The sequence below is a fragment of the Streptomyces sp. ATCC 21386 genome, from assembly GCF_018728545.1.
GTDB lineage: Bacteria > Actinomycetota > Actinomycetes > Streptomycetales > Streptomycetaceae > Streptomyces.
On record NZ_JAAVVL010000001.1, the window covers coordinates 4415383 to 4442221 of the forward strand.

The window sequence follows — 26839 nt, forward strand, 5'->3', positions numbered from 1 at the left end:
CCCGCACGAAGGCCCCGAAGGTGACGGTGCACAGTGACTGACGGCACACTCAACGACGACAAGCTCCGCGACTACCTCAAGCGGGTCGCGGCCGACCTGCACCGCACCCGGCGCCGGCTGCAGGAGGTGGAGGCCCGGCAGCAGGAACCCGTGGCCATCGTCGGCATGGGCTGCCGCTACCCGGGCGGCGTCATGTCCCCCGAGGAGCTGTGGCAGCTCGTCGCCTCCGGCACCGACGCCGTCGCCGGCTTCCCCGCCGACCGTGGCTGGGACCTCGGCGCCCTGCACGACCCCGCCCGGGAGCGCCCCGGCACGACCTACGCCGCCGAGGGCGGTTTCCTCACCGACGCCGCCGACTTCGACCCCGGCTTCTTCGGTATCTCGCCCCGCGAGGCGCTCGCCATGGACCCGCAGCAGCGGCTGCTGCTGGAGACCACCTGGGAGGCCTTCGAACGAGCGGGCCTCGACCCGGGCGCGCTGCGCGGCAGCGACACCGGGGTCTTCGTCGGCGTGATGTACCAGGACTACGGGCTACGGCTGCGCCAGGTCCCGGACGACATCCAGGGGTACATCGGCAACGGCAACTCCGACAGCGTCGCCTCCGGCCGCCTCTCCTACACCTTCGGCCTGGAGGGCCCGGCGGTGACGGTGGACACGGCCTGCTCGTCCTCCCTCGTCGCCCTGCACCTGGCCGCCCAGGCCCTGCGCCGGGGGGAGTGCGGGCTGGCGCTGGCCGGCGGGGCCATGATCATGTCGACACCGGTGCCGTTCGTCGAGATGAGCCGGCAGGGCGGGCTCGCGGCCGACGGCCGCTGCAAGTCCTTCGCCGCCGGGGCCGACGGCACCGGCTGGGGCGAGGGCGTCGGCATGCTCCTGCTGGAGCGGCTGTCCGACGCCCGCCGCAACGGTCACCCCGTGCTCGCCCTGGTCCGCGGCACCGCCGTCAACCAGGACGGCGCGAGCAGCCGCCTGACCGCCCCCAACGGGCCCGCCCAGCAGCGGGTCATCCGACGGGCGCTAGCCGACGCCGGGCTCACCCCCGCCGACGTCGACGTGGTCGAGGCGCACGGCACCGGTACGCCGCTCGGCGACCCCATCGAGGCACAGGCCCTGCTGGCAACGTACGGGCAGGACCGGCCCGCCGACCGGCCCCTGCTGCTCGGCTCGCTGAAGTCCAACATGGGCCACACCCAGGCCGCGGCGGGCGTCGGCGGTGTCATCAAGATGGTGATGGCGATGAGCCGGGGCGTCGTGCCGCCCACCCTGCACGCCGAGCGGCCCACCCCCACGGTCGACTGGTCCTCGGGCGCGGTGGAACTGGTCACCGAGGCGGTGCCCTGGCCGGAGACCGGCGCACCGCGCCGGGCGTCCGTGTCGTCCTTCGGGATCAGCGGCACCAACGGACACGTCGTCCTCGAACAGGCCGGACCCGAGCCCGAGTCCGACCCCGAGTCGGCCACGGCTCCGGGAACCGAGCCCGGTACCACCGATGAGCCCGACACCGCCGACGAGCCCGCCCTCCCGACCGCCCTGCCCTGGCCCGTCTCCGCCCGCAGCCGCGAGGCCCTGCGCGCCCAGGCCCGTCGCCTCGCCGCCCACCTCGACACGCACCCCGGACAGCGGCCCCTCGACATCGGCCACGCCCTGGCCACCACCCGGGCCGCCCTCGAACACCGTGCCGTCGTGGTCGCCGCCGACGAGGAGGGGTTCCTGCGCGGCCTGCGGGCCCTGGCCGAGGACACCCCCGAGCCCGGACTGGTCCGCGGGACAGGCGTCCCCGGGGGGGCCGACACCGCGTTCGTCTTCCCCGGCCAGGGCTCGCAGTGGACCGGCATGGCAGCCGAACTCCTCGACACCGCCCCCGTCTTCGCGGAGCGGATCGCCGACTGCGAGCGCGCCCTGGCCCCCCACACCGACTGGTCCCTCACCGACGTACTGCGCGACGCCCCCGGCGCCCCGCCGCTCGACCGCGTCGACGTGGTCCAGCCCGCGCTGTGGGCCGTGATGGTGTCGCTGGCCGCCCTGTGGCGGTCCTACGGTGTCGAGCCGTCCGCGGTCGCCGGGCACAGCCAGGGCGAGATCGCCGCCGCCGTGGTCGCCGGGGCGCTGTCCCTGGAGGACGGCGCCAAGGTGGTCGCGCTGCGCAGCAGGGCCATCGTCGCGCTCGCCGGGGCCGGCGGCATGGCGTCCGTGCCCTTGCCGGTCGACGAGGTCCGCGCCCTGCTGAGCGACGGGGACGGCCGGCTGTCCGTCGCGGCCGTCAACGGGCCCGCCTCCGTGGTCGTCTCCGGCGACCGGTCGGCGCTGGACGACCTCATCGACCGGCTCACCGCCCGCGACCTCAGAGTCCGGCGGATCCCCGTCGACTACGCCTCGCACAGCGCCCACGTCGAGCGCATCCACGACGAACTGCTCCGGCTGCTGGCCGACATCACCCCCCGCCCCTCCGACATCCCCTTCTACTCGACCGTCACCGCCGAACCGCTCGACACCACCGGCCTCGACGCCGGCTACTGGTACCGCAACCTGCGCCGTACCGTCGAGTTCGAACAGACCACCCGCGCCCTGCTGGCGGCCGGTCACCACGTCCTCGTCGAGGTCAGTCCCCACCCGGTGCTCACCGTCCCGATGGAGGAGACCGCGAGCGCGGCCGGGGCCGACGAGGCCGTGGTCATCGGCACGCTGCGCCGGGACGACGGCGGCCGGGCCAGATTCCTCGCCGCCGTCGGCGAGCTGTACGTCCACGGAGTACGCGTCGACTGGCGTGCCGCCTACGCCGCATGGCGCACCCGCCGGGCCGACCTGCCGACGTACGCGTTCCAGCGCCGCCGGTACTGGCTGGAGGACTCCGCCGCGCCCCAGGGCGACATGGCCTCGGCCGGGCTCGCCGCCGCCGACCACCCGCTGCTCGGCGCGGTCGTCGCCCTCGCCGACGGGGACGGACTGCTCCTCACCGGCCGTCTCTCCACCCGCACCCACCCCTGGCTCGCCGACCACGCCGTCCGTGACGCCGCCCTGCTGCCGGGCACCGCCTTCCTGGAGCTGGCGGTCCGCGCGGGCGACCAGGTCGGCTGCGGCCAGGTCGAGGAACTCACCCTGGAGGCCCCGCTCGTCCTGCCCCCGGAGGGTGGCGTCGCCGTCCAACTCGCCGTCGGCGCCCCGGACCGCGACGGGCGCCGCCCGCTGAGCCTGCACGCCCGCCCGGACGGCACCGACGACGTGCCGTGGACGTGCCACGCCCGGGGGCTGCTGGCTCCCACCGCCGAGGAGGCGGAGCCGGAGACGGCGGCCTGGCCGCCTTCGGGCGCGGAGCCGGTGGAACTGGACGGGCTCTACGAGCGCTTCGCGGAGGGCGGCTTCGCGTACGGGCCGGCGTTCCAGGGGCTGCGTGCGGCGTGGCGGCTGGGGGAGGAGGTGTTCGCGGAGGCGAGCCTGCCGTCGGAGCTGCAGGCCGAGGCCGCGCGGTTCGGGCTGCATCCCGCGCTTCTCGACGGCGCCCTGCACGCGACCGGCCTCGGCGAGGCGGCCGAGGGCCGGATGCCGTTCGTCTGGACCGGGGCCGTCCTCCACGCGCAGGGCGCGACCGGTCTGCGGATGCGCATCACCCCCGCCGGCCCCGACACGGTGACACTGCGCGCCCTCGATCAGGCCGGACGGCCCGTCCTGACCGTGGCGGGCCTGGCCCTTCGGCCGGTCGGCACCGGGAACTTCACGGCTCCGGCCGCCGGCCGCCACCACGACTCCCTGTTCCGCCTCGACTGGACGCCGGTCCGCCCGGTGCCCGGCCCCACGGCGGCCTCCTGGGCGGTCCTGGGCCCCACCGAAGACACCCAGGGAGCCACCCACCACGCGGACCTCGCCGCGCTCCGCGACGCCGACGGGCCACTGCCGGAGTTCGTCCTCGCCGACCTCGGCGCGGCCCCGGACGACCAGGCCGACGGGCTCGCCGACACCACTCGCACCGCGGTGCACGACGCCCTCGCCCTCGTCCAGGACTGGCTCGCCGACGACCGGTTCGCCGGGACACGGCTCGTCCTCGTCACCCGGGGCGCGATCGCCACCCGGCCCGGCGAGGACGTACCGAACCTGCCGCACAGCGCGGTGTGGGGGCTGGTGCGCTCCGCGCAGACCGAGCACCCGGACCGCCTCCACCTCGTCGACCTCGACCCGGACGCCGACCTGCCGGCCGCCCTCGCCGCCGTGCTCACCGCCACCGGCGAGCCGCAGTTCGCGGTGCGCGGCTCCGAGGTCCTCGTCCCCAGGCTGGCCAGGATCCCCGTACAGGACGACGACGCGGCCCCGCCCCTGGACCCCGACGGCACCGTCCTGATCACCGGCGGCACCGGCCTGCTCGGCGCCCGCGTCGCCCGTCACCTCATCACCGCACACGGCGTACGGCACCTGCTGCTGACCAGCCGCAGCGGCCCGGACGCCCCCGGTGCGGACGGGCTGCGCGAGGAACTGGCCGCGCTCGGCGCGGAGGTGAGCGTCGTCGCCTGCGACGCGGCCGACGCGGAGCGGCTCGCAGAGGTCCTGGCCGGCGTACGGCGTCCGCTGACGGCCGTCGTCCACGCCGCCGGAGTGCTCGACGACGGCGTGGTCTCCTCGCTCACCCCCGAGCGGGTCGACGCCGTCCTGCGGCCCAAGACCGACGCGGCACTCAACCTGCACCGCCTCACCGCCGGCCTGGACCTCGCGGCGTTCGTGCTCTTCTCCTCCGCCGCCGGTACCTTCGGCGGCCCCGGACAGGGCAACTACGCCGCCGCCAACGCCTTCCTGGACGCCCTGGCCCACCACCGCCGGGCCCAGGGCCTGGCCGGGCGGTCCGTCGCCTGGACGCTGTGGGAGCGGCGCAGCGCCATGACCGGGCACCTCGGCGACGACGAGGTCCGCCGTATCGCCCGCTCGGGCCTGCCGCCCCTGACCGACGCGCAGGGCCTCGCCCTCCTCGACTCCGCGCTCACCGTCGACGAACCGCTCCTGGTGGCCCTCAGGCTGGACACGGCCGCGCTGCGCGCCCGCGCCGAGAACGACCCCGTACCCCGTCTGCTGCACGGCGTGGTCCGGCTGCCCGCCCGCCGCCAGGCCGCCCCGGCCTCCGCCACCGACGGTGACGGTGACCGCGGCCCCCTGGCCGAGCTGCTCGCCGCCCTGGACGCCCCCGGCCGCCGCCGCGAACTCCTCGACCTGGTCCGGGGTCAGGTCGCCGCCGTACTCGGCCACCCGTCGCCCGAGGCCGTCGAGGCGGGCCGCGCCTTCCGGGACCTCGGCTTCGACTCGCTGGCCGCCGTCGACCTCCGCAACCGCCTCGGCAACGCCACCGGACTGCGGCTGCCCGCCACCCTCGTCTTCGACCACCCGACCCCCGAGGTCCTCGCGGCCCACCTCGGCGGCGAACTGCTCGGCGCGGACACCGGCCGCGTGGCGACCGCCGTCCCGGCCGCCACGGGCGGGGGCGCGGCGACCGACGACGACCCGATCGCCGTCGTCGCCATGGGCTGCCGATACCCCGGCGGCGTCCGCTCGCCCGAGGACCTGTGGAACCTGGTCTCCTCCGGCACCGACGGCATCGCCGCCTTCCCGGCCGACCGCGGCTGGGACCTGGATGCCCTCTACGACCCCGACAGCGAACGCCACGGCACCTCGTACGCGCGCGAAGGCGGCTTCCTGTACGACGCGGCGGAGTTCGACGCGGGCTTCTTCGGCATCTCGCCCCGCGAGGCCCTCGCGATGGACCCGCAGCAGCGGCTCCTGCTGGAGACCTCCTGGGAGACGCTGGAACGCGCGGGCATCGACCCGGCGGCCCTGAAGGGCACCACGACCGGCGTCTTCGTCGGTGTCATGCACCAGGACTACGCGGCCCGGCTCCTGCCCCACATCCCCGAGGAGGTCGAGGGCTTCCTCGGCGCCGGCAACTCGGGCAGTGTCGTCTCCGGCCGCGTCGCCTACGTCCTGGGCCTGGAGGGCCCGGCGGTGACCGTCGACACGGCGTGCTCGTCCTCGCTGGTCGCCCTGCATCTCGCGGTGCGCGCGCTGCGCTCCGGCGAGTGCGGACTCGCCCTGGCCGGTGGCGTCACCGTCATGTCCAGCCCCGAACTGTTCGTCGAGTTCAGCCGCCAGCGCGGCCTGGCCTCCGACGGCCGGTCCAAACCCTTCGCCGCGGCCGCCGACGGCGTCGGTTTCGGCGAGGGCGTGGGCATGGTGCTGCTGGAGCGGTTGTCCGACGCCCGCCGCAACGGCCACCGGGTGCTCGCCCTCGTGCGGGGCAGCGCGGTCAACCAGGACGGCGCCAGCAACGGGCTCACCGCGCCCAACGGTCCGTCGCAGCAGCGCGTGATCCGCGCGGCGCTCGCCGACGCCCGGCTCTCACCCGGTGACGTGGACGTCGTCGAGGCGCACGGCACCGGGACCCGGCTCGGGGACCCGATCGAGGCACAGGCGGTGCTGGCCACCTACGGTCAGGACCGTGAAGAGCCGCTGTGGCTCGGATCGTTGAAGTCCAACATCGGACACACCTCGGCCGCCGCCGGCGTGGGCGGTGTCATCAAGATGGTGGAGGCGATGCGCCACGGCGTGCTGCCCCGGACGCTGCACGTGGACGCGCCGACCCCGCAGGTCGACTGGTCCGCCGGCGCGGTGGAACTGCTCACCGAGGAGCGCTCCTGGCCCGCCGGCCCCGACCGCCCCCGCCGCGCCGGAGTCTCCTCCTTCGGCATGAGCGGCACCAACGCCCACCTGGTGCTGGAGCACGTCGACGAGGACGTCACGGAGTCCGCGCCCCCCGAGGAGCCCGCCGTCCCCTGGGTCCTCTCCGGCCACACCGCCGAAGCACTGCGCGCCCAGGCCGAACGGCTCGCCGACCACGCCGACGCCCATATCGAGCACGGCGCCGCCGCCATCGGCCTGGCCCTCGCCACCACCCGCACCCGGCACGACCACCGAGCCGTCCTCGTCGGCGACCGCGAGCAACTGACCGCCGGACTGCGGGCCCTGGCGGCCGACGCACCCCTCGCCACCGTCGCCCGGGGCACCGCGACCACCGTCGGGCGCACCGTGTTCGTCTTCCCCGGCCAGGGCGCCCAGTGGACCGGCATGGCACTGGACCTGCTCGACTCCTCACCGGTCTTCGCCGCCCGCATGGCCGCCTGCGAACGCGCCCTCGCCCCGCACGTCGACTGGTCCCTGACCGGGGTCCTGGCCTCCGCCACGGACCTGGAGCGGGTGGACGTGGTCCAGCCCGCGCTCTGGGCCGTCATGGTGTCGCTGGCCGAGACCTGGCGGTCCTGCGGTGTCGAACCGGACGCCGTACTCGGCCACAGCCAGGGCGAGATCGCGGCGGCGGTCGTCGCCGGGGCGCTCACCCTGGAGGACGGCGCCAAGGTCGTCGCCCTGCGCAGCAGGCTGCTGCGCGCCGTCGCCGGACAGGGCGGCATGGCCTCGGTGGCGCTGCCCGCCGACCGCACCCGCGAGCTGCTGGCCGGCTGGGGCGAGAAGATCTCGGTCGCCGCAGTGAACGGCCCGCGCTCCACCGTGGTCGCGGGCGAGGCCGCGGCCCTGGCGGAACTCCTCGCCTCCTGCGAGAAGGACGGCGTACGCGCCCGCCGCATCGAGGTCGACTACGCGTCCCACTCCGCCGAGATGGACCCCCTGCGCGCCGAACTGCTCGACGTCCTCGCCGACATCACCCCCTGCGCGGCAGGCACCCGGATGTTCTCCACCCTGGAGGCCGACTGGATCGAGGGGCCCGAACTGACCGCCGACTACTGGTTCCGCAACCTGCGGGGCACGGTCGAGTTCGAGCCCGCCGTACGGGCCCTGACCGGCGCCGGATTCACCACCTTCGTCGAGTCGAGCCCGCACCCCGTGCTCGCCCCGGCCGTCCAGGAGGTCCTGGAGGACGGCGCCGTCACGGGTGTGGTCGTGGGCTCGCTGCGCCGCGACGACGGAGGCTGGGAGCGGCTGCTGCTGTCGCTGGGCGAGGCCCATGTCCAGGGCGTGCCCGTCGACTGGCCCGCGGCCCTCGGCCGCACGGGCCGGCCGGTGGACCTGCCGACCTACGCCTTCCAGCGCGCCCGCTACTGGCTCGACGCCCCGGTCCGCACCGGAGACGTGGCCGCCGCCGGGCTGGGCGCCACGGACCACCCGCTGCTGGGCGCCCGCGTCGATCTGGCCGACTCCGGGGAGCGGCTGCTCACCGGGCGGCTGTCGTCCAGGACGCACCCGTGGCTGGCCGACCATGTCGTCTCCGGGACGAACCTGCTCCCCGGCACCGCCTTCCTGGAACTCGCCCTGCGCGCCGCCGACGAGGCCGACAGCGCCCTCGTCGACGAACTCACCCTCCAGGCCCCGCTGATCCTCCCCGAGCGGGACGCCGTCCACGTCCAACTGCGCCTCGGCCCGCCCGACGACACCGGCAGGCGAACCCTCGGCCTGTACTCCCGCCCCGAGACCGACCCCGACGCGGACTGGACCCCGCACGCCACCGGCACCCTCGCCCCCGGCGACGGCGCCGACGGCCCGCCCACGCCCGCCACCTGGCCGCCGGCCGGCACCGAGCCGGTCGACCTGGACGGCGTGTACGACCGTTTCGACGAGGCCGGTTACCGCTACGGCCCCGCCTTCCAGGGGCTGCGCGCCGCCTGGCGCGACGGCACCGACGTCTACGCCGAGGTCGCGCTCGAACGGCAGTCGGACAGCGACGGTTACCTCGTCCACCCGGCGCTCCTGGACGGCGCCCTCCAGGCGTCCGCCCTCCTCGACGACCGGCCCGGCCCCGCCCGGCTGCCCTTCTCCTGGAACGGCGTCACCGCCCACGCCACCGGGGCCGCCGCACTGCGCGTCCGGATCGGCCCGGCCGGGCCCGACGCGGTGAGCCTGGACGCCTGGGACCCGACCGGGCAGCCGGTGCTGTCCGCCGTGTCGCTGGTGCTGCGCCCGCTCTCCCCGGACCTGCTGGCGGCGGCCGTGGCGGGCCGGGACGGCCTGTACCGCCTGCACTGGACACCGGCCCCCGGCGCCGGGGCCACCGGCCCGCTCACCGGCTGGGCGGACCTCGACGACACCGGCTCCGGCGCGCAGCCCACGGCGGTCGTCTGGACCTGCCCCACCGCCACCGGCCCCGACGAGGCCGCCCGTGTCAGGGACACCGCGACCGCCACCCTCGCCGTCGTCCAGCGGTGGTCGTCCGACCCCCGCTCCGGCGACGCCCCCCTCGTGGTCGTCACCCGCCACGCGGTCGCGACCGGGCCCGGCGGACACCTCGCCGACCCGGCACAGGCCGCCGTCTGGGGACTGGTCCGGGCCGCCCAGACCGAACACCCGGACCGCTTCGTCCTGCTGGACCTGGACGACACCGCCGACTCGGCGGACGCCCTGCCCCACCTGCTCGGTCTGGCCCTCGCCACACGGGAACCACAGCTCGCCGCCCGCGCGGGGAACCCGCTCGTGCCCCGGCTGGCCCGGGCAGGGCGCCCCGGCACGCTGGCACCGCCGGCCGGCGAAGCGGTCTGGCGGCTGGACACCACCGGTGAGGGCAGCCTCGACGCCCTCGCGCTCGTACCGTCCCCGGAGGCGGGCGCCCCGCTGGCCCCCGGCGAGGTCCGGGTGGCCGTCCGCGCCGCCGGCCTGAACTTCCGGGACATCGCGGTCTGCCTCGGCCTCGCCCCCGACCAGCGGATCCTCGGCAGCGAAGGGGCGGGCACCGTCCTGGAGACCGGCCCCGGCGTGAGCGACCTCGCCCCCGGCGACCGCGTGTTCGGTGTCTTCGGCGGCGCCTTCGGCCCTGTCGCGGTCGCCGACCGGCGCACCCTCGCCCCGATACCGCCCGGCTGGTCCTACGCCCAGGCCGCCACCGTGCCCATCGCCTTCCTCACCGCCCACTACGGCCTGTTCGACCTCGGCGGCCTGAAAGCGGGGGAGACGGTCGTGGTGCACTCCGCGGCCGGCGGTGTCGGCATGGCCGCCGTCCAGCTCGCCCGGCACGCCGGGGCCGAGGTGTACGGCACCGCGAGCCCCGGCAAGTGGGACGTCCTGCGCGGCCTCGGCCTCGACGACGCCCACATCGCCTCCTCCCGCACCCTCGACTTCGCCGACCGCTTCCTCGACGCGACCGGCGGACGCGGCGCCGACGTCGTACTGGACTGCCTGGCACGGGAGTTCGTCGACGCCTCCCTGCGGCTGCTGCCGCGCGGCGGGCGCTTCCTGGAGATGGGCAAGACCGACATCCGCGACGCCGACACCGTGGCCGCCGCGCACCCCGGGGTCCGCTACCGGGCGTACGACCTGGCGGAGGCGGGCCCGGAGCGGATCGCGCAGACGCTCGACCTGATCCTCGACCTGTTCCGGCAGGGCACACTCACCCCGCTGCCGCTCACCTGCTGGGACGTACGACGGGCGCCCGAGGCGTTCCGGTACGTCGGCCAGGCCCGGCACACCGGCAAGAACGTGCTGCTGCCGCCCGCCGCCCCGAACCCCGACGGCACCGCCCTGATCACCGGCGGCACCGGCACCCTCGGCCGTCTGGTGGCCCGTCACCTCGTCACCGAACACGGGATACGGCACCTGCTGCTGACCAGCCGCAGTGGCCCCGACGCCCCCGGCGCGGCCGAGCTGTGCGACGAACTGGCCGCGCTCGGCGCCGAGGTGAGCGTCGTCGCCTGCGACGCCGCCGACCGCGACCGGCTCGCCGAGGTCCTGACCGGCATACCGGCGCAGCACCCGCTGACCTTCGTGGTGCACGCCGCCGGTGTGCTCGACGACGCCGTGGTCTCCTCCCTCACCGCCGAGCAGGTGGAGCGCGTACTGCGTCCGAAGACGGACGCGGCGGTGAACCTGCACGAGCTCACCCGGGACCACGACCTCGCCGCCTTCGTCCTGTTCTCCTCCGCCGCGGCCCTGCTCGGCGGTGGCGGACAGGCCAACTACGCGGCCGCCAACGCCGCCCTGGACGCGCTCGCCGAACGCCGCCGCGCCGAGGGCCTGCCGGGCCTCTCCATCGGCTGGGGCATGTGGGAGGAACGCAGCGGCATGACCGGCCATCTCGGCGACGTGGACCTGCGGCGGATGAACCGCAGCGGGGTCACCCCCCTGACCTCCGAGGAAGGGCTGGCCCTCTTCGACGCGGCCCTGTGCTCCGAGGACGCCTATCTGCTGGCCGCGCGACTGGACACCGCCGCGCTGCGCGCCGGCGGCGGGCAGGACGTACCGGCGCTGCTCAGCGGACTGGTCCGGGCGCCGCGCCGACGGGCCGCCGCGGCGAACGGCGACGGCGGCGGCCGGGCCGCGGGCCTCGCCGAACGGCTCGCCGGGCTGTCCGAGGCGGACGCCCACGCCGCGCTGCTGGACCTGGTGCGCGGCCACGCGGCGGCCGTCCTGGGCCACCCCTCGCCCGAACTGGTCCAGCCCACCCGGGCGTTCAAGGAACTCGGCTTCGACTCCCTCACCGGCGTCGAGCTGCGCAACCGGCTGTCGTCCGCGACCGGCGTCCGGCTGCCGGCGGGCATGGTCTTCGACCACCCCACCCCCGACGTACTGGCCCGCCACCTCGTGGCCACCACCGGCCGGCCGGGCCCGGCCAAGGCGTCCGCGCCGCTCGTGGAGCTGGACCGGTTCGCGGAACTGGTCGCCGGCCTCGCGCCGGACGCCCCCGACCGCGACCGGCTCTCCCAGCGGCTGCGCGAGGTGCTGGCCCGCCTCGAAGCCACCGAACCCGACGGCCAGGTCACCGCGGACCACATCGAGTCCGCCTCGCACGACGAGATCTTCGACCTCATCGACAACCAGCTGGGCATCTCGTGACGCCCCGGATGCACGTACAGCCGTTTCCAGGAGAAGGCGAGACCGCACAGTGAGCGACCGGACCGAGCAGAAGCTCCGCGACTACCTCAACCGCGTCACCATCGACCTCCAGCAGACCCGGCGACGGCTGCGGGACGTCGAGGAGCGCAGCCGTGAGCCCATCGCCGTCGTCGCGATGAGCTGCCACTTCCCCGGCGGGGTGCACAGTCCGGAGGACCTGTGGGAGCTGGTGGCGGACGGCCGCGACACCTACTCCCAGATCCCCGCCGACCGGGGCTGGGACGCCGCCGGGCTGGCCGGCTCCGGCGTCCCTGTCACCGGGGCCTTCCTGGACGAGGCCGGCGGCTTCGACCCGGCCTTCTTCGGCATCTCGCCCCGCGAGGCGCTCGCCATGGACCCGCAGCAGCGGCTGATGCTCCAGACCTGCTGGGAGGCCGTCGAACGCGGCGGCATCGACCCCGTGTCGCTGCGCGGCAGCCGAACCGGCGTGTTCGCCGCCTCCATCGACCAGGGCTACATGTCGCTGGCCGACGGGGCGCCCGAGGGCGTCCAGGGCTTCCTGATGACCGGCAACGCGATCAGCGTCATGTCCGGGCGCGTCTCCTACGTCATGGGCCTGGAGGGGCCCTCGGTCACCGTCGACACCGCCTGCTCCGCCTCGCTGGTGGCCCTGCACCTCGCGGCGCAGTCGCTGCGGGGCGACGAGTGCTCGCTCGCGCTCGTCGGTGGCGTCAACGTGATGGCCATGCCGGGCGCCTTCGTGGAGATCTCCCGCCAGGGCGGCCTCGCCGGGGACGGTCGCGCAAAGCCCTTCGCGGCGGCGGCCGACGGCACCGGCTGGGGCGAGGGCGTCGGCGTGCTGCTCGTGGAGCGCCTCTCCGACGCCCGCGCCAACGGCCACCCGGTCCTCGCGGTGCTGCGGGGCAGCGCCGTCAACCAGGACGGCGCCAGCAACGGCCTGACCGCGCCCAACGGTCCCTCGCAGCAGCGCGTGATCCGCGCCGCGCTCGCCGACGCCCAGCTGACACCGGCCGACGTCGACGCCGTCGAGGCACACGGCACCGGCACCCGGCTCGGCGACCCCATCGAGGCCGACGCCCTGCTCGCCGCCTACGGCCAGGACCGCGCCGAGGACCAGCCGCTGTGGCTCGGCTCGATCAAGTCCAACATCGGCCACACCCAGGCCGCGGCGGGCCTGGCCGGTGTCATCAAGGTCGTCATGGCGATCCGGCACGGCGTCCTGCCGCAGACCCTGCACGTGGACGCGCCCACCCCGCACGTCGACTGGAGCTCCGGCGGCGTGCGGCTGCTCACCGAGCGTCGCGACTGGCCCGTCGCGGGCCGCCCGCGCCGCGCGGGCGTCTCCTCGTTCGGCATGAGCGGCACCAACGCGCACGTCATCATCGAGCAGGCACCCGAGGCCGAGCAGCGGCCCGCCGCCGAGCAGGCGCCCGAGGGCGGCCCGCAGAACGCGACCGTGCCGATACCGGGTGCCGGGGCGCGTACCGCGCCGGACGCCGGCTCCGGTTCCGCGCCCGCCGCCGCACCCCTGCCGGCCGCCGTGCCATGGCCGCTGTCCGGCCGCAGCCCCGAGGCGCTGCGCGACCAGGCGGCCCGGCTCGCGTCCTGGCTCGCCGACCGGCCCGGACTCCGCCCGGCCGATGTCGGCCACTCGCTCGCGACCACCCGCTCCGCCTTCGAGCACCGGGCCGTCGTGGTGGCCGACCGGCCCGAGGGCTTCCTGCGCGGGCTCGCCGCCGTCGCGGCGGGCACCAGCGCCGCCGAGACGGTCACCGGCCGCACCGGCGCGGGCGACCGCAGGACCGTCTTCGTCTTCCCCGGCCAGGGTTCCCAATGGGCCGGTATGGCCCGGGAGTTGCTGGACGAGTCACCGGTGTTCGCCGCCCGCATGGCCGAGTGCGAGCAGGCCCTCGCCCCGCACCTGGACTGGTCGCTGTCGGCGGTCCTGCGCGGCGAGCCCGACGCGGCGCCGCTGGACCGTATCGACGTCGTCCAGCCGGTGCTGTTCGCCGTGATGGTCTCCCTCGCCGCCGTGTGGCGGTCGTATGGCGTCGAACCCGACGCCGTCGTGGGCCACTCCCAGGGCGAGATCGCCGCCGCGTACGTCGCCGGCGCCCTGTCGCTCGACGACGCCGCCCGCATCGTCGCCGTACGCAGCCGCGCCCAGCTGGAACTGTCCGGCACCGGCGGCATGGCCTCCGTGGCGCTGCCCGCCGACACCCTGCGGGACCGTCTGCGCGCCTGGGAGGGCCGCCTGTCGGTCGCTGTCGTCAACGGCCCGGCCTCCGCGGTCGTCTCCGGGGATCCTGAGGCTCTGGAGGAGTTCCTCCGCCAGTGCGAGGAACGCGAGGTGCGGACCCGGCGGGTCGCCGCCGACGTGGCGGGCCACTCCGCGCACATGGACCGGCTGCGCGACGGCATGCTCGACGCGCTCGCCGGCGTCCGGCCCACCGCCGCCACGATCCCGTTCTGCTCGACGGTGACCGGCGGATCCCTCGACACGACCGGCCTGGACGCCGACTACTGGTTCCGGAACATGCGGCAGACCGTCGAGTTCGACGCCGCCGTGCGCGACCTCGTCCGGCGCGGCCACAGCGTCTTCGTCGAGATCAGCCCGCACCCCGTGCTCACCGTGCCGACGCAGGACACCCTCGACGACCTCGCCGACCCCGACGCGGCGGTCCCGTCCCCGCCGACCCTGGTCACCGGCACCCTGCGCCGCGACGAGGGCGGCCTGCACCGGGTGCTCACCGCCCTCGCCCAGGTCCACGTGCACGGCGTGTCGGTGGACTGGGCGGCCGTGTTCGCCGGCCACCGGCCCGAGCGGGTCGAACTGCCCACGTACGCCTTCCAGAACCGGCGCTTCTGGCTGGAGCCGCAGACCCGGCCCGGCACCGCGCCGGACACCACCGACCCCGCGGACGCCGCCTTCTGGGCCGCTGTCGAACGCGAGGACGTCGCCGCGGTCGCCGCCACGCTCGGGGTCGAGGCCGCCAGCTGGAGCGACGTCCTGCCCGCTCTGTCCGCCTGGCGCCGCGACCGCCGTGACCGGGCCGTCCTCGACGGCTGGCGCTACCACATCTCCTGGCAGCGGCTCACGGCCAAGGCCGCCGGACCGCTGCGGGGCCGCTGGCCGGTCCTCGTCCCGGACGGCCACACCGCCGACGCGGCGGTGACCCGTGCCGTCGAGGCCCTGCGCGAGCGCGGCGCCGACCCCGAACTCGTCGTCCTCGACCACACCCACACCGACCGGGCCCGGCTCACCGACCACCTGCGCGAGCTGCTGGCCGCCGGGCCCGGGGCGGAGGCCGCCCCCGCCAAAGTGCTGTCCCTGCTGGCCCTCGACGAGCGGCCCCACGAGGGCCTGCCCGCCCTGCCCGTCGGCCTCGCGCTCACCACCGCGCTCGTCCAGGCGCTGGACGACCTCGGGGTCCGGACCACGTTGTGGTGCGTCACCTCCGGCGCCGTCCCGGTGCACCCGTCCGAGCCGGTGCCCCACCCGGTCCAGGCCCTCGTCTGGGGCTTCGGCCGCACGGCGGCCCTGGAACACCCGAGCCTGTGGGGCGGTCTGATCGACCTGCCCGAGCAGTGCGACGAACGCGCCGGACACCTGCTCGCCGACCTCCTGGCCGGAGCCGGCGACGAGGACCAGCTCGCCGTACGGTCCTCCGGGGCGCACGCCCGACGACTGGTCCGCGCCACCCCCTCCACCCCCGCGCCGTCGGCTCCCTGGCGGCCCTCCGGCACGGTCCTCGTCACCGGTGGGACGGGCGGGCTCGGCGCGCACGCCGCCCGCTGGCTCGCCCGGGGCGGCGCCGACCACCTGGTCCTCGTCAGCCGCCGGGGTGCCGACGCCCCCGGCGCCGACGAACTGGCGGCCGAACTCACCGCCCTGGGCACCGGTGTGACGCTGGCCGCCTGCGACATCACCGACCGCGAGGCGCTCGCCGGGCTCGTCGACCGGGTCGCCGCCGAGGGCCACCCCGTCCGCGCCGTCCTGCACACGGCCGCGGCCGCCCAGCTGTTCCCCGTACGCGACGAGAACCCCGCGAGCATGGCCGCCACCCTGGCCGCCAAGGTGCAGGGCGCCGCCAACCTCGACGCCGTCTTCGCCGACACCGACCTCGACGCGTTCGTCCTGTACTCCTCCGTCTCCGGGGTGTGGGGCAGCGCGGACCACGCCGCCTACGCGGCGGGCAACGCCTACCTCGACGCCCTCGCCGCCCACCGACGCGGCCGGGGCCTCGCCGCCACCTCCGTCGTCTGGGGCATCTGGAGCGCCGAGGGCGGCGGCCTCGCCACCAGCGACCTCGAACGCGCCCTCCTCGAACGCGGCATCCCCTTCATGGACCCGCGGCTGGCCGTCGGCGGGCTCCAGCGCGTCCTGGACGACGACGAGACCGTGGTCGTGGTCGCCGACGTCGACTGGGCCCGCTTCGTGCCCGTCTTCACCTCCGTACGGCCGAGCCCCCTCATCGCCGACCTCCCCGACGTCCGCGCCCTGGCCACCGCCGAGGACCGGACCGAGCCCGACCCGGACGACTCCGACGGCGCCTCCGCGCTGCGCCGCACCCTCGCGGGACTGGCCGAACCCGAGGTCCGCCGGACCCTGCTGGAACTCGTCCGCACCAACGCCGCCGCGGTCCTCGGCCACGACTCCGCCGACGCCGTCCTGCCCGACCGGGCCTTCCGTGAACTGGGCTTCGACTCACTGATCGCCGTCGAACTGCGCAACCGGCTCAACCAGGTCACCGGCCTGCGGCTGCGCGCCACCGTCGTCTTCGACTACTCCTGCGCCGCGCTCCTCGCCGAGCACCTGCGCACCGAACTCCTCGGCGACACCGCCCCGGCCGCCGCCACGGCGGCCGTCGTCCCCGTCGCGGACCCCGACGAGCCCATCGCCATCGTCGCGATGAGCTGCCGCTTCCCCGGGGGCATCGACACCCCGGAGCGACTGTGGCAACTGCTCGTCGACGGCGGCGAGGTGCTCTCCGGCATGCCCGCCGACCGGGGCTGGCCCCTGGACCGCCTCTACCACCCCGACCCCGACCATCAGGGCACCTCCTACGTCCGCGAGGGCAGCTTCCTGCACGACGCGGGCGACTTCGACCCGGCCTTCTTCGGTATCTCGCCGCGCGAGGCCGTCGCCATGGACCCGCAGCAGCGGCTGCTCCTGGAGACCTCCTGGGAGGCGTTCGAACGGGCGGGCATCGACCCGGCGTCCCTGCGCACCACCCCCACCGGTGTCTTCGCCGGCGTCAACTACCAGGACTACACCTCGCTCGCCGGCTCCTCGCCGGAGGGCGGCGAAGGACACCTCGTCGCGGGCGGAGCCGCCAGCGTCGTCTCCGGCCGCGTCGCCTACACCCTCGGTCTGGAGGGCCCGGCGGTCACCGTCGACACCGCCTGCTCCTCCTCGCTGGTCGCGACGCACCTCGCGGCGCAGGCCCTGCGCGGCGGCGACTGCTCGCTCGCCCTCGCCGGCGGTGTCGCGGTGATGGCCACCCCGGGCGTCTTCGTCGGCTTCTCCCGGCAGCGCGGCCTCGCCGCCGACGGCCGCTGCAAGGCGTTCGGCGCCTCCGCCGACGGCATGGGCCTCGCCGAAGGCGTCGGCGTGGTGCTCCTGGAGCGGCTCTCGGACGCCCGCCGCAACGGCCACCCGGTGCTCGCCGTGCTGCGCGGCAGCGCCGTCAACCAGGACGGCGCCAGCAACGGCCTGTCCGCCCCCAACGGCCTCGCCCAGCAGCGGGTCATCTGCCAGGCCCTCACCAACGCCGGGCTGACGGCGGCCGACGTCGACGTCGTCGAGGCGCACGGCACGGGCACCACCCTCGGCGACCCCATCGAGGCGGACGCCCTGCTGGCCACCTACGGGCAGGACCGCCCGCACGGCCGCCCGCTCTGGCTCGGCGCACTCAAGTCCAACATCGGCCACACCCAGGCCGCCTCCGGAGTCGCCGGAATGATCAAGACCGTGCTCTCCCTGCGGCACGGTGTCCTCCCGCGCACCCTGCACGCCGACGAGCCCTCCCCACACGTCGACTGGGCCTCCGGCGAGGTGGAGCTGCTCACCGAGGCCCGCGACTGGCCCGACACCGGCGCACCGCGCCGCGCCGGCATCTCCTCCTTCGGCTTCAGCGGCACCAACGTGCACGCCATCCTCGAACAGGCACCGCCCGCCTCCGACGCGGACGCGGACGCCGAAGCCGGCTCCGACGACGACGCGCTGGAGCCGCAGCCCGCGCCGGTCGTGCCCTGGGTGCTGTCCGCGAGGTCGCCGCAGGCACTGGCCCACCAGGCCCAGCGGCTGCGCGGCCACCTCGCCGGCGACGGCACCCCCGACCCGCTGGACACCGGCTACTCCCTGGCGACAGGCCGCACCCCCTTCGAACACCGCGCGGTGCTCCTCGGCACCGACGGCGACGCCCCGTCGGCCGCCCTCGACGCGCTGGCCGACGGCGAGGACACCCAGGGGCTGATCCGCGGCGTGGCCGACACCGACGGCCGCCGGGTGTTCGTCTTCCCGGGCCAGGGCGCGCAGTGGGCCGGCATGGCGGTGGAACTCCTGGACACCTCCCCGGTGTTCGCCGCCTCCATGGCCGCCTGCGAGCAGGCACTGACGCCGTACGTCGACTGGTCGCTCGACGCCGTGCTGCGCGGCGCCCCGGACACGCCACCGTTCGAACGGGTCGACGTGGTCCAGCCCGCGCTGTGGGCCGTGATGGTTTCGCTGGCCGCGCAGTGGCGCTCCTGGGGCGTCGAGCCCGACGCCGTACTGGGCCACAGCCAGGGCGAGATCGCCGCCGCCGTGGTCGCCGGGGCCCTCTCCCTGGACGACGGCGCCAAGGTCGTGGCCCTGCGCAGCCGCGCGATCCTCGCCCTCGCCGGGCACGGGGGCATGGTCTCCGTGGCCGTCCCGCGCGAGCGCGCCGTGGAACTCGTCGCCCGGTGGTCCGGGCGGCTCTCCCTCGCCGCCGTCAACGGACCGTCCGCCGTCGTCGTCTCCGGTGACACGGAGGCCCTGACCGAGCTGATCGCCTTCTGCGAGGAGGAGGGCGTACGGGCCCGCACGATCGCGGTGGACTACGCCTCCCACTCCGCGCACGTCGAACGCATCCACGACGAGCTGTCCGAGGTGCTGGCCGGTATCGAGCCCGTCGCCGGACAGGTGCCGCTGTTCTCCACCCTCACCGGCGACTGGCTCGACACGACGGAGATGGACGCCGGGTACTGGTACCGGAACCTGCGCGAGACCGTCGAGTTCGACGGTGCCGTGCGCGCCCTCGCCGACCAGCGCCACCAGGTCTTCGTCGAGGTGTCGCCGCACCAGGTGCTCACCATGTCCGTGCAGGAGACCATCGAGTCCGCCACAGCCGCCGAGTCCGCCGAGACCCCGCGGACCGTGGTGACCGGCACGCTCCGCCGGGACGAGGGCGGCCTCGCCCGCGCGCTCACCTCGGCCGCCGAACTGTGGGTGCGCGGCGTCCCCGTTCAGTGGCCGGTCCTCTTCGAGGGCACCGGCGCCCGCCGCACCGACCTGCCCACCTACCCGTTCGAGCACAAGCGCTACTGGCTCCAGGGCGCCGAACCCACCGCGCGGACGGGCACCGGGGACGAGGCGGACTCCGAGTTCTGGCGGATCGTCGAGCGCGGCGACGCCGAGGAGGCCGCCGGAAACCTCGCCGTCGACGCCGAGACGCTCGGCACGGTCCTGCCCGCCCTGAACGCCTGGCGCCGCAGGCAGCGAGACGGCGCCGCCGTCGACAGCTGGCGCTACCGCGTCGACTGGCAGCCGGTCACCGACCCGCCCGCCGCCACCCTCTCCGGCACCTGGCTGGTCGTCCTGCCCGAAGGCCACCAGGACGACCAGCTCGTACGGGACGCCCTCCTGACCGTCACCGAAGCCGGTGCCGAGGCCGTCACCGTGCTCCTCGCGGACACCGACGTCGACCGGGCAGGCCTCGCGGACCGGCTCGCCGTCGCCCTGGACGGCCGTACCCCGCAGGGTGCCCTGTCGCTCCTCGCGGTCGCCGGACACCCGCACCCCGAGCACCCCGCCGTCTCCGCGGGCTCGGCGCTCACCCTCGTCCTCGTCCAGGCGCTCGGCGACCTCGGTGTCGAGGCCCCGCTGTGGTGCGCCACCCACGGCGCCGTAGCCACCGGCGACACCGACACCCTCACCGCCCCCGACCAGGCCCTGATCTGGGGCACCGGCATGGTCGCGGCGCTGGAGCACCCCACCCGCTGGGGCGGCCTCGTCGACCTGCCGACGGGCCTGGGCTCCCGCTCCCGCGACCGCCTCCGCGCGGTCCTCGCAGGCGCCACCGGCGAGGACCAACTCGCCGTCCGCTCGACCGGACTGCTCGCCCGCCGTCTGGTCCGCGCCCCGCGCCTGCCCGGCAACCGGCCCGTCTGGAAGCCCCGGGGCACCGTCCTCGTCACCGGCGGCACGGGCGCCCTCGGCCCCCACGTCGCCCGCTGGCTCGCCCAAGGCGGCGCCGAGCACCTCGTGCTGCCCGGACGGCGCGGCGGCGACGTACCCGGCGCGGACGAACTGCGCGCCGAACTCGCCGAGCTGGGCACCGAGTTGTCCCTGCCCGCGTGCGACTTCGCCGACCGCGACCAGATCGCCGGACTGCTCGCGGGACTGGAGGAGCGGGGCACACCGGTCACCGCCGTGTTCCACGCCGCCGCCTACATCCAGCTCGCCTCCCTGGACGACACCCCGCTCGACGCCTTCGCCGAGGTCGTCGCCGCCAAGGCGGACGGCGCCCGGCACCTGGACGAACTGCTCGACCACGAACTCGACGCGTTCGTCATGTTCTCCTCCATCGCCGGCGTCTGGGGCAGCAGCAACCACGCCGCCTACACCGCCGGCAACGCCTACCTCGACGCCCTCGCCGAACACCGCAGGGCCCGGGGCCTGAGCGCCACCACCGTCGACTGGGGTGTCTGGTCGGCCGCCAACCCCTGGACCGTCCGCGACACCGTCGACGACTCCGACTTCTACCGCGTCCAGAAGCAGGGCCTGCCCCTCATCGAGCCCGACCTCGCGCTCACCGGCCTCCAGCAGGCCCTCGACGACGACGAGACGGTCATCGCCCTCGCCAACGTCGACTGGGAGCAGTTCGCGGACGTCTTCGGCTCCGTACGCCCCAGCCGCCTGCTCACCGGCGTACCCGAGGCCCGGCGGCAGCTGGAGGAGGCCGCCGCGCCCGGCACGGACGCCACCCCGGCCGCCAACGTGCTGCGCGAGCGCCTGGACGGGCTCGCCGAAGCCGAGCAGCGCCGCATCACCCTGGACCTCGTCCTGACCCACGCGGCGGCCGTCCTCGGGCACGACTCCCCGCAGGAACTGCGCCCCGGCAGGGCGTTCCAGGAACTCGGCTTCGACTCGCTCACCGCCGTCGAACTCCGCAACCGGCTGCGCACCGCCACCGGCCTGCGGCTGCCCGCCACCCTCGTCTTCGACTACCCGTCCGCGGCCGTGCTCGCCGACCACATCCGCGCCGAGGTGCTCGGTGAGCACCGGACGCCCGCCACACGCGAGCCCGCGCCCGCCGGCACCACGGCGACCGACGAGCCGATCGCGATCGTGGCGATGAGCTGCCGCTTCCCCGGCGGGGTGCACACCCCCGAACAGCTGTGGCGAGTGCTGGAGGAAGGCGGCGACGTCGTCTCGGAGTTCCCGACCGACCGCGGCTGGCCGCTGGAGTCCATGTTCGACCCCGACCCGGACCAGCCCGGCACCAGCTATGTGCGGCACGGCGGATTCCTCTACGACGCCGGTGAGTTCGACGCCGACTTCTTCGGCATATCCCCGCGCGAGGCGGTCGCCATGGACCCGCAGCAGCGACTGCTCCTGGAGACCTCCTGGGAGACCTTCGAACGCGCCGGGCTCGACCCGGACCGCCTGCGCGGCACCGACACCGGTGTCTTCACCGGCGTCAACTACCAGGACTACGGCGCCTCCGTGGCCCAGACCCAGGAGAACGAGGGCCACCTCCTCACCGGCAGCGCGGCCAGCGTGATCTCCGGCCGGATCTCCTACACCCTCGGCCTGGAGGGCCCCGCCGTCACCGTCGACACCGCCTGCTCCGCCTCCCTCGTCGCGGTGCACCTGGCCGCCCAGGCGCTGCGCGCCGGGGACTGCTCACTCGCCCTGGCCGGGGGCGTCGCGGTGATGTCCAGCCCGGGCGCCATCATCAGCTTCGCCCGCCAGCGCGGCCTCGCCGCCGACGGCCGCTGCAAGGCGTTCTCCGACGCCGCCGACGGCATGGGCATGGCCGAGGGCGTCGGCGTGATCCTCCTCGAACGGCTCTCCGAGGCACAGCGGCACGGGCACCCCGTGCTGGCCGTCCTGCGCGGCAGCGCCGTCAACCAGGACGGCGCCAGCAACGGCCTGACCGCCCCCAACGGCCCCTCCCAGCAGCGGGTCATCCGGGCCGCCCTCGCCAACGCCCGTCTCTCGGCGGCCGACATCGACGTCGTCGAGACCCACGGCACCGGCACCAGGCTCGGCGACCCCATCGAGGCCCAGGCCCTGCTCGCCACGTACGGCCAGGAACGCTCCGACGGGCGCCCCCTGCTGATCGGCTCCCTGAAGTCCAACATCGGCCACACCCAGGCGGCCGCGGGCGTCGCCGGTGTGATCAAGACCGTCCTGGCGCTCCGGCACGGGCAGGTGCCGCGCACCCTGCACGTCGACCGGCCCTCGACCCAGGTCGACTGGACGGCCGGTGCCGTGGACGTGGTCACCGACACGACCCCGTGGCCGGCGACGGGCCGCCCGCGCCGTGCCGGGATCTCCGCGTTCGGCATGAGCGGCACCAACGTGCACGCGATCGTGGAGCAGGCTCCCGAGCCGGCTCCCGAGGAGAGCCCGCAGGAGACACCCGACGAGGTGACGGCCGGGACCGTCGCCTGGCCGCTCTCCGCCAAGTCCCCGGACGCCCTGCGCGGCCAGGCCGAGCGGCTGACCGCCCACCTGGCCGACACGCCGGGCCTGTCGCCCGCCGGCATCGGCCGGGCCCTGACCACCCGCACGGCGTTCGAACACCGCGCCGTGCTGGTCGGCGACGGCACCCGGCTGCCCGCCGCGCTGTCCGCCCTCGCCGACGACGGCACCGCCCCCGACCTGGTACGCGGCGTCGCCGGCACCGTGGGCCGCACGGTCTTCGTCTTCCCCGGCCAGGGTTCCCAATGGGCCGGTATGGCAGGGGAGTTGCTGGACGAGTCGCCGGTGTTCGCGGCCCGCATGGAGGAGTGCGAACGGGCTCTGGCACCCTTCGTCGACTGGTCGCTGCTCGACGCCGTGCGCTCGGGCAGTGCCTGGGACCAGGTGGACGTCGTCCAGCCCGCGCTGTTCGCGGTGATGGTGTCCCTGGCGGAAGTGTGGCGGTCGCTCGGTGTCGTACCGGACGCCGTCGTCGGCCACTCCCAGGGCGAGATCGCCGCCGCCGTCGTGGCGGGCGCGCTGTCCCTGGAGGACGGGGCCCAGGTGGTCGCCCTGCGCAGCAAGACCCTCGACGCGCTGGCCGGGCGTGGCGGCATGGCCTCCCTGTCCCTGCCCGCCGACCAGGCCGAGGCCGCCCTCGCCCCCTGGGCCGGCGCCCTGTCGGTCGCCGCGCTGAACGGCCCGGCGACCACCGTGGTCGCGGGCGACTCCGAGGCCCTGGCGGCCCTGCTCGCGCAGTGCGAGGCCCAGGGCGTGCGGGCCCGGCGCATCGACGTCGACTACGCCTCGCACTCCGAGCACGTCGAGGAGATCCACGGCATCCTCATGGACGCCCTGGCGGGCATCAAGCCGCTGCCGAGCGAGGTCCCGCTGTACTCCACGGTGGACGGCGGCTGGCTCGACACCACCGGCATGCACGCCGGTTACTGGTACCGCAACCTGCGGCAGACCGTCGGCTTCGACCCTGCCGTCCGCGTCCTGGCCGCCGAGGGGTTCACCTCCTTCGTCGAGGTCAGTCCGCACCCCGTGCTCACCATGGCCATCGAGGAGACCACCGAGACCGCCGGCCGCGAGGCCGTCGTCCTCGGCACCCTGCGCCGCGACGAGGGCGGCCTGCGACGCGTCCTGCTGTCGGCGGCCGAACTGTGGGTGCGCGGAGGCACGGTCGACTGGACCGCCGCGTTCCCCGGCGAGAGCACCGCCGAGCTGCCGACGTACGCCTTCCAGCGTCGCCGCTACTGGATCCAGCCGCCCGCGGCGACGCCCCGCGGGCCCGGTGCCACCGGGCACCCGCTGCTCGGCACGGCCGTCGAGGTCGCCGACACCGGGGATCTCGTGCTCACCGGCAGTCTGTCGACCCGTACCCACCCCTGGCTCGCGGACCACGCGGTCTCCGGTGTGGTCCTGCTGCCCGGCACCGGCTTCGTGGAACTGGCCGTACGCGCCGGTGACGAGGCGGACTGCCCCCAGGTCGAGGAACTGACCCTCCAGGCACCACTGGTGTTCGACCGGGACGCCGCCGTCCAGATCCAGGTGCGGGTCGGCGCGCCCGACGACTCCGGGCGGCGCACCCTCGGCGTGTTCTCCCGACCCGAGGACGGCGCCGGCACTGCGTGGACCGGGCACGCCACCGGTGTCCTCGCCCCCGCCGGGTCCACCGACCCGGCGGCCCACCCGTACGGCCCGGCCTGGCCGCCCGCCGGGGCGGAACCCGTGCCCGTCGACGGCCTCTACGAGCGGTTCGCGGACGCCGGCTACGGATACGGCCCCGCCTTCCACGGCCTGCGCGCAGCCTGGCGTCTCGGCCAGGACGTCTACGTGGAGGTCCGGCTGCCGGAGGACCAGCACACGGGGGCCGCCGGCTTCGGTCTGCACCCCGCGCTGCTGGACGCGGCCCTGCACGGTCTGTGGCTGGCCGCCCCGGACGGTGCCGACCAGAACGACGCGCCCGGCACCGCCAGGCTGCCCTTCTCCTGGGAAGGCGTCCGCCTGCACGCCTCCGGCGCGACCGAACTGCGCGTGCGGCTGAGCTACGACGACACCGGTTCGGTGGCGCTGTCCGCCGCCGACCCGGTCGGCCGCCCGGTCGCCGACGTGGCCGCGCTCGCCATCCGCCCGATCGCCGTGGACGCCCTGCGCGGCGCCGCGGCCCAGGGACGCGACTCGTTGTTCACCCTGGGCTGGACCGCACTGCCCGCCACCACCGAGCCGCCCGTCGGCCGGTGGGCCGCCCTCGGCACCGGGCAACTGCTGCCCGAGACCCACGAGGACCTCGACGCGCTGACCGCCGCCGTGGACGGGGGCGCCGCCGTGCCCGACGTGGTCGTCACGCTCTGCCCGCCCGGCGGGAACAGCGCGGACGCGGCCCGTACCGCGCTCGCCGGCACCCTCAGCCTGCTGCAGACCTGGCTGGCCGACGACCGCTGGGCCGACACCCGCCTGGTCCTCGTCACCCGGGGCGCTGTCGCCACGGAACGGGGCGAGGACATCGGCGACCTGGCGGCCGCCGCCGTGTGGGGGCTCGTGCGCTCCGCGCAGTCCGAACACCCCGACCGGTTCGTCCTCGTCGACGCCGAGGACCCGGCCGAGGCGCTCAAGGCCCTGCCCGCCGCGCTGTCCGCGACGGAACCCCAGCTCGCGGTACGCGACGGGCGGACCCTCGCACCCCGCCTGACCAGGACCCCGCCGACGGATGCCGAGGCCGTGGCCGGCAAGCCGTGGGACCCCGAGGGCACGGTGCTCGTCACGGGCGCCTTCGGCGTCCTCGGCGGCCTGGTCGCCCGTCACCTGGTCACCGAGCACGGGGTACGCCACCTGCTGCTGACCGGGCGGCGCGGCGCCGACACCCCCGAGGCGACCGCCCTGGTCGACGAGCTCACCGCCCTCGGCGCCCGGGTGGAGACCGCCGCCTGCGACACGGCCGACCGGGACGCCCTGGCCGGACTCCTCGCGGGTGTCCCCGACACCCACCCGCTCACCGCCGTGGTCCACTCGGCCGGCGTCCTCGACGACGGGGTCATCGGCTCGCTGACCCCCGAGCGCCTCGACCACGTCCTGCGCCCCAAGGCGGACGCCGCGCTCCACCTGCACGAACTGACCCGCGACCTGCCGCTGGCCGCGTTCGTGCTCTTCTCGTCCGCCTCCGGCACCGTCGGCAGCTCCGGGCAGGGCAACTACGCGGCGGCCAACGCCTTCCTGGACGCGCTCGCCCAGCACCGGCGCGCCCAGGGCCTGCCCGCACAGTCGATCGCCTGGGGCATGTGGGCCGAGCGCTCCACCCTGACCGGCACCCTCGACGAGGTCGACCTGCGGCGCATCGCCCGGGGCGGCGTGGGGGCACTCACCTCCGAGGAGGGACTCGCCCTGTTCGACGCCGCGCTCGAACGGGACGACGCGGTCCTGGTCCCGGTCCGGCTCGACCTGGCCAGGCTGCGCGCCAGGGCGGGCACCGGCCCCGTACCCGCTCTCTTCCGCGCCCTGGTGCGCGGCGCCGCCCGCCGGGCGGCGGCCACCGGCGGCGCCGCCGACGCGGCGGACACCCTGCGCGGGCGGCTCGCGGGCCTGGCCGCCGACGACGCCCGCGCCGTCCTCGCCGACCTGGTGTGCGCGCACGCCGCCGACGTGCTCGGGCACGCCGGAGCCTCGGCCGTCGACCCCGAACGTGCCTTCCGGCAGCTCGGCTTCGACTCGCTGACCGCGGTGGAACTGCGCAACCGCCTCAACGCGGCGACCGGACTGCGGCTGCCCGCCACCCTGGTGTTCGACTACCCGAGCCCGGCGGCCGTCGCCGGGTACTGCGCCGACCGTCTCGCCCCGGCCGGCCCCCCGCAGGCTGCGGAAGCGACCCCGGCCGACGACGAGATCACCCGCGCGCTGTCCACGATCCCGCTGGACAGGCTGCGCGACTCCGGCCTGCTGGAGGCACTGCTGCGCCTGGCCGGACCGGACCGGGACGGCGGCACACCCAAGCCGTCCGAACGGACGGCCGACATCCAGGAGATGGACGTGGACGGCCTCGTACGGCTGGCACTCGGGAGCGAGAGTGTCTGACCGCGTACCGGCCCG

General features: G+C 75.8%; 2 protein-coding genes. Both read left to right on the forward strand.

What is annotated here, in order from left to right; all coding sequences use genetic code 11:
- Nucleotides 1–33 precede the first annotated feature (33 nt).
- Nucleotides 34–11796 carry a type I polyketide synthase gene (locus GWK25_RS18990; RefSeq protein WP_215451755.1) on the forward strand — a complete coding sequence of 3921 codons (11763 nt, stop codon included), beginning with the start codon at nt 34–36 and terminating at the stop codon, nt 11794–11796.
- A 49-nt stretch (nt 11797–11845) separates the two neighbouring features.
- Nucleotides 11846–26824, forward strand: a complete 14979-nt coding sequence (locus tag GWK25_RS18995) for a type I polyketide synthase (RefSeq protein WP_215451756.1) — start codon at nt 11846–11848, stop codon at nt 26822–26824.
- The last annotated feature ends 15 nt before the right edge of the window (nt 26825–26839 follow it).